The 14,190-nt window shown below is 44.8% G+C and carries 9 protein-coding genes; 4 read left to right on the top strand and 5 right to left on the bottom strand.

Annotated elements, in window-relative coordinates; all coding sequences use genetic code 11:
• Positions 1–76 precede the first annotated feature (76 nt).
• A complete protein-coding gene (gene gorA / locus AB9H30_RS05730) occupies positions 77–1,435 on the top strand; it encodes a glutathione-disulfide reductase (RefSeq protein ID WP_371193685.1) in 1,359 nt (452 codons plus the stop codon).
• Between the two features lie 73 nt (positions 1,436–1,508).
• Here the strand turns inward: gorA and AB9H30_RS05725 are convergent, their stop codons facing one another.
• From AB9H30_RS05725 to AB9H30_RS05705, 5 genes are all read right to left on the bottom strand, one after another.
• Positions 1,509–2,684 carry an HDOD domain-containing protein gene (locus tag AB9H30_RS05725; protein WP_371193684.1) on the bottom strand — a complete coding sequence of 392 codons (1,176 nt, stop codon included), beginning with the start codon at positions 2,682–2,684 and terminating at the stop codon, positions 1,509–1,511.
• Between the two features lie 144 nt (positions 2,685–2,828).
• On the bottom strand, positions 2,829–3,965 hold the full coding sequence (locus AB9H30_RS05720) for an adenylate/guanylate cyclase domain-containing protein (protein WP_371193683.1): 1,137 nt from the start codon (positions 3,963–3,965) through the stop codon (positions 2,829–2,831).
• Positions 3,966–4,100: 135 nt separating this feature from the next.
• Positions 4,101–6,662, bottom strand: a complete 2,562-nt coding sequence (locus AB9H30_RS05715) for a TonB-dependent receptor (RefSeq protein WP_371193682.1) — start codon at positions 6,660–6,662, stop codon at positions 4,101–4,103.
• A 139-nt stretch (positions 6,663–6,801) separates the two neighbouring features.
• Positions 6,802–7,530, bottom strand: a complete 729-nt coding sequence (locus AB9H30_RS05710; RefSeq protein ID WP_371193681.1) for a hypothetical protein — start codon at positions 7,528–7,530, stop codon at positions 6,802–6,804.
• 19 nt (positions 7,531–7,549) lie between these two features.
• Positions 7,550–8,977, bottom strand: coding sequence for a PhoH family protein (locus tag AB9H30_RS05705; RefSeq protein WP_371193680.1), 1,428 nt, complete (start codon positions 8,975–8,977; stop codon positions 7,550–7,552).
• Positions 8,978–9,280: 303 nt separating this feature from the next.
• Here AB9H30_RS05705 and rapA point away from each other — a divergent pair, with 303 nt between their 5' ends.
• Genes rapA through AB9H30_RS05690 form a run of 3 tightly spaced genes read left to right on the top strand, consistent with a single transcriptional unit; the run spans position 9,281 to position 14,105 of the window.
• On the top strand, positions 9,281–12,106 hold the full coding sequence (gene rapA / locus AB9H30_RS05700; protein WP_371193679.1) for an RNA polymerase-associated protein RapA: 2,826 nt from the start codon (positions 9,281–9,283) through the stop codon (positions 12,104–12,106).
• 35 nt (positions 12,107–12,141) lie between these two features.
• The gene (locus tag AB9H30_RS05695; RefSeq protein ID WP_371193678.1) at positions 12,142–12,843 is read left to right on the top strand and encodes an RluA family pseudouridine synthase; all 702 of its coding nucleotides are present in this window, start codon (positions 12,142–12,144) and stop codon (positions 12,841–12,843) included.
• 56 nt (positions 12,844–12,899) lie between these two features.
• A complete protein-coding gene (locus tag AB9H30_RS05690) occupies positions 12,900–14,105 on the top strand; it encodes a hypothetical protein (protein ID WP_371193677.1) in 1,206 nt (401 codons plus the stop codon).
• The last annotated feature ends 85 nt before the right edge of the window (positions 14,106–14,190 follow it).

Raw genomic sequence — 14,190 nt, 5'->3', positions numbered from 1 at the left:
AGAAACCTTGAAAAATCAGGTCTCATCAGCATAGTTATTGCATTAGTTTATTTAAAACACACAACAATGGGCATTTATGACAACTTCAGAAAACCACTTTGATTATATCAGTATTGGCGGCGGTAGCGGCGGCATTGCTTCAGCAAACCGGGCTTCGCGCTACGGCAAAAAGGTTGCCATTGTTGAGGCAAAAGCGATTGGTGGCACCTGCGTAAATGTAGGGTGCGTTCCCAAAAAAGCCATGTGGTTTGGTGCACAGGTTGCAGAAGCCATCCATAAATATGCACCCGACTACGGTTTTGACGTGAAAGTGAATAACTTCAGTTGGCAAAAACTGGTTGAAAGTCGCGACGCCTATATTGATCGCATTCACCAATCCTACGATCGCGTGTTAGGCAACAACAATGTGACACTGATCAAGGGGTTTGCCACCTTCATTGATAACCACACTATCGACGTTGATGGCACGATTTATACTGCTGAACATATCAACATAGCGGTTGGCGGGCGGCCAATTAAGCCGCCATTACCTGGCGCTGACCTAGGTATTGATTCTGACGGTTTTTTTGACCTCCCAGAGCAACCTAAACGAGTCGTGGTGGTAGGCGCAGGATATATTGCGGTTGAATTAGCCGGGGTGTTGCACTCTTTAGGCACCGAAACACATTTATTGGTTAGACGCGAAAAGCCACTGCGTAGCTTTGACGATATGCTTTCTGACACGCTTGTAGAAATCATGCAAGAAGATGGCCCAACTCTGCATCCACACACGCAGGTCGAATCCATTGAAAAGCAACCCGATGGCAGCCTCCACATCAAACTAAATGGTGGCCGAGCGCTCGATGCAGATGTATTAATTTGGGCCATTGGACGCGAACCCGCGACCGACAAATTGAAACTTGAAAACACCGATGTTCAGCTTGATGCTCGCGGGTATGTCATTGTTGATGAATATCAAAACTCTACCGCACCCAAGGTATATGCCGTCGGCGATAACATAGGTAATGTGGAATTAACGCCAGTAGCTGTAAAAGCCGGACGTTTATTAGCCGAGCGCTTGTTCAATGGTAAAACTGACGCAAAAATGGATTACACCAACATACCAACAGTGGTGTTTAGTCATCCGGCCATTGGCACCATGGGCTTAACTGAAAAAGAAGCTATAGTTCGCTATGGCGAAAGTAACGTGAAGGTCTACAACTCCAGTTTTGCGGCAATGTACACAGCAGTGACTAGTCATCGCCAAGCGACAAAAATGAAACTGGTCTGCGCCGGCAGTAATGAACAAGTTGTCGGTATCCACGGTATTGGTTTTGGTATGGACGAAATATTACAGGGTTTCGGTGTTGCAATGAAAATGGGAGCAACCAAAGCAGACTTTGATAACTGCGTGGCAATTCATCCGACTTCTGGCGAAGAGTTTGTGACCATGTAGCGCTAATATTACTTTTAGAAAGCAAAAAAGGACGATTGAATCGCCCTTTTTTTTGTGGATAAGGCCTTAAGGGCTAAACGCTTTTCTTTAAATCGGCCAGCATTTGTGAAAGCTTCATTTTGCCTCTAGGACTTTGCAGCAGCGCATTTAGGCTGCCCAAACCGCAGGCTTCAAGCTGTTCAATTAAATTAAACAACTCTGGTTTGTGGGAAACTTGGTAATCGATACTTGGCAGTTTTGAATAGCTCGCATCACCTTCTAAGACAAAATATTCGGCCACGCGGCAAACTGCATAGCAAAATAAAATATTTTGTTTTTCTTCAGGCGTGATATCTACATTATCCCAATTATTCTTCATAGGATGGTAGCCAAGTCCGATCCCTTGATGCAGTTCCGCTGGCAGCTTTAGATGTTGCCCGAAGATCCCACCCATTACTGCAGCATTTGTTTTGAACAGGCTTTGCATGCCTTTAATGCGCATAAATAAGGGCATACCGTTAAGATAAAAATTTGCGGCGGTCGGCTGCATCGACAGTAAAGTGATATCACCTAGATAGTTCAGCAAACAACGCGTGGAAAGCTCTGAAGGGTTTTCAAAATCAACTTCTCTAGCTAAATAGAGCGCCATAGCACTGGCTAGGAAACTCGTTTTCCATATTCTTTCGTACGCCTCTTTCTGGCTATCCGATTCAAACGCGAAACTTTGCGAAATCGCAAACTGCGTCGCTAGGTTTTTCACTTGGGCAATACCCAAATAAATAACTGCATGATTGATATCAGTAATTGCTTTGCGTAAACCAAAAAACGGAGAGTTAGCCATGTTCAGCACCATCGCAACTAATTCTGGGTCACTTTTCACGATATTTATTAACTCTTGTGCATCAGTGATACTGCGACTTAGTGACATCAATAGCGGATGAGGCTTACGCAAGTTCTTAAAGCCTTTAGCGGTTTCATTTTCCCGCTGAAATTCTAAATAGTGTATGAGCTCTAAAGAAAGAAAGTCTTCTGGTACTTCTGGGACCTCAATCGGCTTTTCCTTTATCGCTGGAGCTTTCTTTGCAGTTGACTCTTTAACCATGTTGGCGGGAGACTTTGGCTCAGCATAAATTGTACCCTTCCGTTTTTTTCTGACTTTCAGTAAGGTATTTGAGTAATCGTTGTCTTGATTAGACGCTTTTAAACGCCACAACAAAATGACCACCCCAAAGATGATGACAACTGGTATTAGTATGCTAGAAGTGTCCATTCGCTAATAATTAACCCAATAAGTGACGCGCTTATGGATATGTAACATAAGTTCCTTGAGGATTGGGTATTTTAGACAATACCCTCTTACGTAACACAACCATACAACTTCGAATATAAAAGGTATCGGCTTATTCTGAAATTTCTAAACCATATTTAGCGCACCGTCAGACGAGCCTGAAAGCTCGGAAAGACGCATGCGATGGCACTGTTCCATATGATGTATGATGAGGCTGTCCTCGGGGTCGATCATTAGGGCGCCATGGAAACATTTCATGGCGGCCTTCCAATCTTTATGTTTACGGTATTCAACACCTTGCTGAATCATCGACCCTGTCTTATAGCGAGACAATTGAATGTCTTTGGGTAGGTGATTCAAAATCTCGTAAACTTCTATCGGCTCTTTACGACCTTTAACCCGAACAAAGTCAACAAAGCGGTAGGCAATTTCGGTTTTTTGATCTAAGGAGAGCTGATCTAGCAATTGGCAACTCACAATGATGTCAGCGTTGTAACGGGGTGCAAGAGACTCTAGGCGATATGAGATATTTACGCTATCACCAATAACCGTAGTATCCATGCGGTCATCACAGCCAACCGTACCAATAATTACCGGGCCAAAATGCACACCTACGCCTATTTCGATAGGCGGATAATCGACGCTATTGCGCTGCTGATTATACATAAACAAAGCAGCCTGCAAATCAATTGCCGCCCTTATTGAATCAAGTGCCTTATGGGAATTATTACCACCAGGATGATCAAACAACGCCATGATAGCGTCGCCGATAAATTTATCAATAAACCCATTATTTTGGTGGATCGCATCGTTCATGCGTAAAAAGTATGAGTTAAGAAATTTCATTAGCTCATGTGGCTGCATCTGTTCAGACAGGCCAGTGAAACCTCTGATGTCGCAAAATAAGATAGCAACTTCGTCGGCAGCGGCGATCCCGAGCTCTAAAGATCCAGCGTCTTTGCCTTTAATATGGTCAACGAATTGTTTAGGCACAAATTTTTGAAACGTCTTGATCAGACGCTGCGCCTCGTCAGCTTTGTCAACAAAGCGACGATCGGTAAACGGCGGTGGTTCCGCGGTGCTTTGCTCATCGGTATGCAGCTCCGGCAGGTTACCGAGCATATTTCGAGTGAGTTGCTTTAAACGGTTTCGTAAGCGCAAAATGGTGTAACCCATCATTGCGATAACGATGACGAAGAGAATAAAAATGGGTATTGCGAGTTGCCCTAAAGACATGCTGCTTTTTTGTATCCAATTAAACATTTACGGTCTGCGCGAAACGGTTCGCGCAGATTTACTATGGTTACAGGTTAATTTAAACTTGCGCTCGCTACAATCAAAACTATTGATATATTTGAAATTTTGTAAATAGTGCCTGTAAACAGGCACTAAAACCGTTTAGAACGTTGCGCGAACACCAAACAATACTGAGCGACCTGGCAGCGGAGCAAGATCTCTTAAGAAAGAAGTATGTACGCGTGCTTCTTCGTCACCTAAATTACGACCCTTGGCAAATATCTCAAGATCGTAACCTTGAATACTAGTGAAGTACGAGATGTTTGCATCTATCATCGTGTAGCCATCCGTAGCCGACTCAAACTCTGCAATATCGCTTTGTCTCATAACTCGCATAATTTGAGCATCTATTAGCCAGTTTTGGTTGCTAAACTCACCACCGAAAGTGAGCCGTGCTGGTGGCGTGCGTGGCAAACTCTCGCTGCCGCGGTCAGTATCAACGTCAGTTTTTATGATATCACCTTGGGTGAAAAATGTAAGCGTTTCGGTCGCTTTCCAATTGAACTGAAACTCAGCCCCGTAGAGTGTCGCATCAGAGTTCACAAACGCAAACACGGGTAATTCATCTGAATGCTCGTCGCTGTGTTCACCTTCATGCTCATCACCATGATCGTCGTGATCATCGCCATGTTCATCGCCATGCTCGTCAGAATGTTCATCATCATGGTCGTGTGAAAACTCAGCAAATAGTCCCGTATCGGCGCCGTAATAGTAGTCATCAACTTGGTTGTAGAACACGTTGACTACAAAGCCAAAATCACCTGCAAATTTGCGCAAGGAAATATCGAAATTGTTCGATGTTTCAAGTTCAAATTCACCGATTCCTATTTCAAATTCGTCACCTTCTAATTGATACAGGGCACCAATTTCATATGTCTGCGTACCAATATGCGGGCCAAAACTAAACAGTTCGGCAGCAGATGGCGCTCGTTGAGCGTGCACGTAAGACAGACCAATATTGTAGCCTTCAGCGAAGTCCCATACTGCACCGGCCGATAAACTATATGGCGTGAAATCCACTGCAACAGAATCAATATCGCTGTGCTCGTGGTCGTGATCATCATCCATATGGTCATCCATATGCTCATCCATATGGTCGTCATCATGCTCATGCACTTCTAGATCTGGCGCGAATATGCGAGGAACATCTATCTCGACTCGTTCTATTCGTCCGCCTAACTGTACTAATACATCACCAAAATGCTTTTCTTCAATGATACCTAAACCAAATGAACGAGTATCAGAGGCTGGTGTAAATGCCTCCTCTCCAATGGCTGAGAAATCGCTTAATTTAGTATGAAGACTTACCCCACCTCGCCAACCAGCAATTGGCTGATGTAAAACTTCTATACGGGTTTCGAAGGAGTTGTTGGTAAAGCGCGTGCCGGGCTCACCATTTTCAATTTCTACGTGCGTATAATCTGTATAAGACATGCCAAAATTGATTGCACTAATAGCCTCAGAGCTCAACTGAAACTCACCGGCTAACTGATAGCGGTTTTGTTTAAGGTCGGCTACAACCATCTCTTCTTCGTCACCATGCATCTCGTCAAGATCATCATGCATATCATCTTCGTGTTCATCATGCTCGTCACTATGTGCATGACCAGGAATGCCGTATAAAGATGACAAGTGCTGAACCGATAAACCTACATGACCCTGCTCAAACAAATAGCTTGAGCCTAACGTAAAGCCTTTGCTGCGGTACTGTGAACTTTCGACAACACCTTCACTGCCTAATTCATGCTCGTCATCATGATCTTCGTCATGCTCGCCATCATGCTCGTCGTGGTCGTCGTGTGCATCTTCACTTTCAGCAAAGCCTGGGATACGATAATTGTCGGCGTCTCTGTAGAAGCCTTGGGCGTTAAACGCGAAGTTATTCTTACCGCCCTTGATAAAACCACTCACCCCTTCTTCGGCATTTACGGTATTACGAGAAATTACAAACTCGCCTTCTGCATCATTGTTATCCGGAATACGCTGGTCAACTACATTTACCACACCGCCAATCGCGCCACTGCCATAAAATAAAGTAGCCGGCCCACGAAGCACCTCAATCTGCTGGGCCGACGAGGTGTCAGTTGCCACCATATGGTCAGGACCCACACGTGATGCGTCAGAAGCGTCCATACCATTTTGCGTAATCAATACACGCGGTCCATCTAAACCACGAATAATCGGTGTACTGGCGACCCCGCCGTGAAATGAGCTGTGCACGCCCACTTCGTTGCGCAAAGTGTCGCCTAGAGTAGCAGCCTGCCGATTATTTAATTTTTCACCTGCCAGTACAGTCACTGGAGCAGCTGATTCGATATTAGAGGCATGAAAAGCACTGGCGGTCACATCAAACACCTCAATGCTCGAACTGGTGACTGTGATATTTAAACCGGCAATGCCACCTTCAAGCACGACAACAGGTGTGCTTGAGTGAATATAATCAGGAGAGCCAACGTGGAGCTCTACTTTTCCAAGTTTCACATTGGTGAAAGAAAAGGTACCGTCACTACCGATGGCTACACGCTTGTTAGAACCCATCACCTGAACGTCCCCTTTTGTAACGGGATTGCCCATTTGATCAATGACACGGCCGCTGATGGTGTTGGCCATAGTAAAAGAAGAAGAGAGTAAAAGTGCTGTCGCAATGCTTGTTCGTTTCATCATGAGTATATGCTTTTGTTATAGTATTACATTCCAATGTGGATGTTATAGTATAACAAAACAGAATTGAATCAAGCACAAATTAATTATATTGTTTTGTCGACACAATCGAAGATTTCAAATTAGCTGGTCAAATTTAGACTTAGCCTACCAGCACGATGACTGCTGTGAGAGGTCTTATCAGCAGAGGGCTGCTCGTAACAAATGTTCTCAACTGACCAACATCAGACTCCCACAAACTAACTTTTGTTGACGACATAAAGCCAAAAGGTAGCGGCATTTCGTGGACATCAAAAGAAAGGTTATATGCAATATATGCTCGTTTCTGGTCATTTCTTCGGCTGTAAGCCAAAACACCAATAGCATTATCTGCGGCATATATTTGGAAGTTACCTTGCACCAGCACCGGATAATCTTGGCTCAGTTCTGCCAGACCACTTTTATACTCACCCCAAATAGTACTACTCAAGGAAGCGGGGATATCAAGCCGATTGGTATGTTGCACTTGGAAACTGATAAATTGATGCAGCAAATGCAACTTTAAGCGTTGTTTCAATCGCTCTGCTGCCGCAGGGTTTGACGGCATCTGCAGCTTTGTCGACAAATTAGACTCTGCTGGTAAAAGATATTTAGGCTCCTGTGACACTTGCAGATGCTGTTGGTCGCCATGCAAATTTTCGCTAGTACTGGAAATCAGCATCGTGTTTAAACTTTCAGCAAATGCAAGTACGTCAGGATTAAACTCCTCATTTAGAAAAAAACCTATTGATACTTGCCGCCACTCACTTTGCCGATTTGGGTCTGGTATCACCCGCTCACTTGCTGATTGCCCAGTACAAGCTGCTAATAAGCAAACAATTACTAGCATCACACATCGATTCAACACCTGCTTAGAGTTCTTTCTCAGCAAATTCTGCTAGGCGACTTCGTACAACGCCATCAAGGCTAATGGTGGCGCTGCCCGAAAAATTCTTAAACTTCTCAACGATATAGGTTAAACCAGAGGTTAAGGCATTGAGATAGTTGCTATCAATCTGTGACAAGTTACCCGCACAAATAAGTTTGGTACCCTCGCCGCAGCGCGTAATAATTGTTTTTAGCTGAGAAGCAGTCAGATTTTGTGATTCATCCAATATCACAATGGCATTTTGCAGACTTCGACCACGCATAAAGTTGACTGACTTAAACTGAATGTTGGCTTTCTCCATGATATAGCTCATAGAGCCTTTGCTGTTTTCATCATTTTTGTGCAAGGCTTCAAGCGAGTCGGTAATTGCAGCTAGCCACGGCGCCATTTTTTCTTCTTCAGTGCCAGGTAGAAACCCAATAGACTCTGCGATCTCTGGTGTCGAGCGCGTCACTATTATCTTGTCATACATGTTATTTTCTACCACCATTTCAAGCGCGGCAGCCAAGGCTAACAGTGTCTTACCACTGCCAGCAGGGCCTGTTAGCACCACCAAATCAATGTGCGGATCAAGCAGAGTATATAAGGCCATCGCTTGACCAATGTTTTTGGGTGTAATGCCCCATGCTCGTCGCGACATCAATCGCTCATAGCCTAAATCAAGTACATCAACGGTATCCTCATCGATGGCTTCAATAATACCTGCGAAGGTATGTGATTCATCAACAATAAATTCATTGATGTAGGGGTCAGGTACAATGCGCTTATCTACTTTATGGAGGGTATCTCGACCTTCAGTAACGCTCTCTACACTCTTTACCCGCGACCAAAACTCGCCTTCAAACTCATAGTAACCTTTACTTAAATACTTGATATCGCTTATTAATTGGTCTGTTCGATAGTCTTGCACTCTAGACATGCCTGCACCTTTTGCTTTTAAGCGCATGTTGATGTCTTTAGTGACCAATACCACTTCGCGGGGTGCATATTGATTTTGAAGATGCAGCGCGGCGTTTATAATCCGGTTGTCGTTTTCATTACTGGTAAACACCTGCTGAGTTTTATTCATACTTAAATCAGCGAAAATCGATAAACTGCCAGTGGGAGAAGCATCACCAGAGCCTAAACCCTTCATACTCACGCCCTTCAACATTTGCTCGGGAGAGGCATCACGCAACAAATCTTCCATCGCGCGAATGGAGACCCTAGCATCACGAGCCACATCTTTTTTGCTGTCTTTAATATAGTCGAGCTCTTCGAGAACTGTCATAGGCACCACAACGTCATGCTCTTTAAAGCTAGTAAACGCTAAAGGTTCATGTAGCAATATATTGGTGTCAAGGACGTAGAGTTTTTGCAGTTCGGCAGGTGCGGTTTGAGAAGAATTTACAGCGGCATGGGTTTCAGGCATCCATCACTCCGTTTTTATGGTAGAGGTAAAAACATAAGGCTCATCATTGAAGCTACATGTTTCAGCAGGCTCATAATAACAATAGACAAGTCTTTGCATATTATCACGCGTTTTTTATAGTTTTTTAGCATTCATATTCGAACCCACTGACCCCCTAATCACTGAACAAATCATAATATCTGCTTTAATCTTCGTAGATTCCGTAACTTAGGCTGACAACCTTGCTCGAGAAGATTACAATTGCGCAATCAAAAAGGCATCGCTAGACATGCCGTTTATTTTAAAAAGTGGGTTAAAAGTTACATGGCAGATATTAGTGAGTTCGCGGTTGGACAAAGATGGTTAAGCAATACTGAAACTAATCTTGGTTTGGGCGTTGTAATGGCGGTTGATTTTCGCTCCGTCACAGTGTTGTTTCCTGCAGTACAAGAAGAACGTAACTATGCTATTTCACAAAATGCGCTGACCCGCCTACAGTTAAGTGAGGGAGAGCCCGCCCCCCACGTCGACGGGTGGCAAATTACCGTTGAATCGCTTATCGAACAGGACGGTTTAGTCACCTACTCTGGGCCACGCGCAGACAACGGTGAGATTGCGTCGATAGTAGAAGTGGCGCTTGATCACAGCGTTAAGTTAAATCAACCTGAAAAACGCCTTGCTCATGGCCAACTCGATTCACCCAAATGGTTTGATACACGCTTAGCCTGTTGGCAACATCAGCACGAATTTGCCACCTCTGGTGCCGTAGGATTAGTCGGCGCAAGAGTTGAGCTTATTCCTCACCAAATTCATATCGCGCATGAAGTGGGCTCTCGATATGCCCCTAGGGTGCTATTAGCCGATGAGGTAGGCTTAGGAAAAACCATCGAAGCCGCGCTGATTATTCATCAACAAATTTTAACAGGGCGTGCTCAACGCGTGTTGATTTGCGTGCCAAATTCACTCGTGCATCAATGGTTGGTTGAGATGCTGCGCCGCGTGAGCTTAAGTTTTTCTGTATTTGATGATGAGCGCCTTGAAGCGGTAAAAGAAAGCGGTGAAAATCCTTTTGAACAAGAGCAGCGGGTGCTTTGCAGCACCGACTTTATACAGCAAGCCGACGTACTTGAATTTGCCACACAAGTTGACTGGGATATTTTGGTTGTGGACGAAGCTCACCACTTACATTGGTCACCGGGCGGCGCCTCTGAAAGCTATCAGGCTATTGACCGCTTGAGCAAGATTGCAAAAGGCGTTTTGCTGCTCACCGCAACTCCAGATCAGCTTGGCCATCAAAGCCATTTTGCCCGCTTGCGTTTGCTCGACCCAGCCCGTTTTCACGACTACGAGGCATTTTTAAACGAAGAGGCACAATATGCTCAACTTGCCGAAGCAGTTCACCCGCTTATTGAAGAACAAGACGTCAGCGAAGAAGATATCGAGGCCATCGCTGCGTGTGCACCGGGCATTGACATGTCTAAGTGGGATTTAAGTGAACAAGAACAGCGGCATTTACTTTTGCGCGAGCTCATCGATCAACACGGCACCGGTCGACTGCTGTTTAGAAACCGCCGCGCAGGCATTGCGGGCTTTCCGGTTCGTCAAATAAACCCATACCCACAGCGCATTCCGAAAGAATACGACTTAGCCCTTGGTATGTCAGATGACGTCCATCAAGCCTTGCATCCAGAGCGCGCTGCAATGCTTGATGAAAGTTGGCCAGCTTACGACCCAAGAGTAACCTGGTTATGTGAGTTTATCGCTTCGCATAAAGATAAAGTGTTACTAATTTGTGCCTATGCCAGCACTGCTTTGCAAATCGCTGAATATATGCGGGCGAAAACCAGTATTCGCCACACCGTTTTTCATGAGGGCATGAGCATTGTGGAGCGCGATAAAGCCGCCCATTTCTTTGCCACTCAAGAGCATGGCGCACAAATTATGCTTTGCTCCGAAATTGGCAGTGAAGGACGTAACTTCCAATTTAGTCATCATCTAGTGCTGTTCGATTTACCGCTCAACCCCGACTTACTAGAACAGCGGATTGGTCGCCTAGACCGCATTGGTCAAACCCGCGATGTGAATATCCATGTGCCCTATTTTGAAAATACCGCTCAAGAGGTACTCTACAACTGGTATCACTATGGCTTAGGCGCATTTACTAAAACGTGCCCAGTAGGCTCGCAGGTTTGGCATGGCCTTAAAGACGAACTTCACGCAGCCTTGGCATCGCCTGAAGATAAAGAGAATTGGCAAGATGTAGTAGAACAAGCTAATGCCTCCACGCAAGCGTTGAAGGCGCAAATAGAACAAGGGCGTGATCGTTTATTGGAGCTGAATGCTTCTGGCGGCGACAAAATCGATGAAGTCATGGACAATATCGTGGTGGCTGAAAACCCGGTCAAAATGCTTAAATTTATGACACGCTTATTTGATGCTTTAGGCGTAGTCCAGGAAGAAAAAGACGATCATACTTTTATTTTAAGGCACGGCGAGTCAATGCTGTTTCCTATCCCTGGTTTGCCTGAGGATGGCATGGAGATTACTTACAAAAGAAATGTTGCCACGCGCCTAGAGCATCTCACGTACCTTAGCGGCGATAGCGAGTTAGTGACGCACTGTATCGACAGCGTCCTGACCGATGTTATTGGTAAAAGCAGTATTTGTTTTGTGAACCATGAAGACACACCAGTTGGCGCCTATTGGATTGAAATCATTGCGCTGTTAAATCCCATAGCAGAGGCCAGTTTGCAGCTTTATCAGTTTTTGCCTGCCACGCCGATTCGCGTCTGCGTCGATGCAAAAAATAACAGCAGTGACGCAGAATTTGAACCTATATTTAAAGTAAAACCGAAAATGGCGCAGCAGCTTATCGGTGCACTGCAAGTTCAAATTAACGAAGGTATTGCGTCTGCACTGGCTGAAGCGACCGCTCAGCTCGGAGCAATTAAACAAGCCGCTTTGAGCAAAGTCGAGAACAATCTTAGTAGTGAAATAACTAGACTTACTGAATTGCAGAAAGTTAACCCCGCTATTCGCGACGAGGAAATAGAATACATTGTGGTGCAAAAAGCAAAATTAACCGAAGTCATTACCGCTGCTGAACCATTTTTAGACAGCGTAAGAGTGGTCGTCAATAATCGCCGCTGAATACACAAGTATTAATAAAGCAGTAGGCTAAGACTTTGGCGATTATTAATTATCAACCACCCACCCGACCGTATCTGCGGATTATGTATGCCGATGATGATGTGTTGGTCTTAGATAAACCTAGCGGGCTGCTCAGCGTGCCCGGCAAAGCACCGGAACATAAAGACTCGCTGCAGTTACGTGTGCAGCGCGTTTACCCCACTGCAACAGTCGTTCATCGCCTTGATATGGCCACATCGGGGATCATGCTTTTTGCCCTGAACAAGTCAAGTCACCGCCACATATCCAAGCAGTTTGAGCTGCGTGAAGTCGATAAAACCTATTTTGCTCGGGTGTTTGGTCATCTTCATCCAAGCAAAGGAGAAGTCACTGCTCCGCTAATTTGCGATTGGCCAAATCGGCCGAAGCAAATGGTAGATTATAACAATGGCAAGTCTGCATTGACCTATTATGAGGTGATTTCTAAAGATCTTTACTCTAGCTTGGTAAAACTCAAACCCCATACGGGTCGTTCGCATCAACTCAGAGTACATATGCTACATATTGGCCACGTTATATTAGGTGACCGGCTTTACGCCTCTGATGACGCATTGAGCAGCTCCAATAGGCTCACGCTGCATGCGCAAGACATTACGTTTCGCCACCCCGCAACAGAAGAGCAAATGCACTTCAGCAGCCCACATAATTTCACATTAGAGCCAAATCCTTTTAGCGACTGTCAACACGAGTCAAATTAAGTTCGCAAAGATTCAAAAACAATTAATAAATGTGCCTACATGCCGATATCAAGAGCATGAAATTAGAATCCGCACAGATAAATTATTGGATAAGGCTTTTGCAAACTGTTTTGGCAATCAGCAAAGCGAATTTTGCATGCGTTTTTATCGCGATAACACTCAGCATTGTTTGTTTAGGCTCTGCCCATGCGCAAGACGCAGAAGAGGCGAATCAAGAAAGCCCACCGGCTGCTGAAAATATCCCTGAAGCAGCACAAACAGTATTATCCGAAGAACCTCAAGCTATCGATTTCATTGCTACCGACATCGCTTCGCTGATGCTCGAAGACCAATATACCCTGATTGATGTCACCCTGCATCTAGGCAGTGAAAACGAAAAACAACATCAGTTTCCTATATTTACTATGGCGTCTGAAAAGCCTTTAAGTATGGGAACATTTTATTTGGTGTCTGATGTTGCTTACAACGGCGCACAAATCCACTTATTGATGTCTCTCGCCAAACAGATGTCAGTCTTAGGTTGGAACTCGGTTGTTATCCCGGCTCCGCAATTGATGATGGTAATGGCAGAGGTAGATGCAAAAAAGGCACTTGCAGAGGCGAAACTCATAAACGAAGGGGCACATCAAGTTTCTGAAGGCGCACTCACTCCAGATGATTCGACGGCAAATGATACGGGGGAGCCTTCAGCAGACAACAATGAAATTGCATCTACTGATGCTGCCACGGACTTACAAGATGACACATTGGATAACGCAGACACCAACGCCAGTTCAAACCTTATTCAAACGCAAACCGAACTGGCGGCAAAGACTCATCAAAGCAATTATGACGAGCACTATCAGAAGGCATTTAATGAATATTTAAACGCGTTTTTACTTGCGACTATCAAGGCGACAGAGCAAAGCGGCTATCACGTATTTTTTGCTCAAGGCATGAGCGCACAGTCGCTAATTAGCATGAATACTTCAGGCATTCAACTGGACGCCCTCATCATCAATAATCTTTATTGGCCTGAGCGAACAATCAATCATTCTTTAGCGCGACAAATGGCTAAAATCAGCCCCCCTTTACTCGACCTTGTTAGCAGTCAAGACAATCTTTGGGCATTGGCTACCGAGCACGCTCGCCAAACAAGTGCAAAGGTAGAAATAAAAGCGCATTACCGGCAGCGACAAATCGGCAGCCTCGGTTTAAATACCGATCTTAGCCTTGATATGGCAAAAGAAATATATGGATGGCTGACTTACCTAGGCTGGTAAAGCCGTTTTGCAGTATTTTGAGATTATATATTCATAAGGTATTCATGCACTTAAAACTCATTTCCACTTCAACAGTGGTTAACTG

The organism is Glaciecola sp. SC05 (genome assembly GCF_041380235.1).
Lineage (GTDB): Bacteria > Pseudomonadota > Gammaproteobacteria > Enterobacterales > Alteromonadaceae > Glaciecola.
The sequence above is the reverse complement of the archived record's forward strand: the minus strand, read 5'-3'. Positions and strand labels throughout refer to the sequence as shown.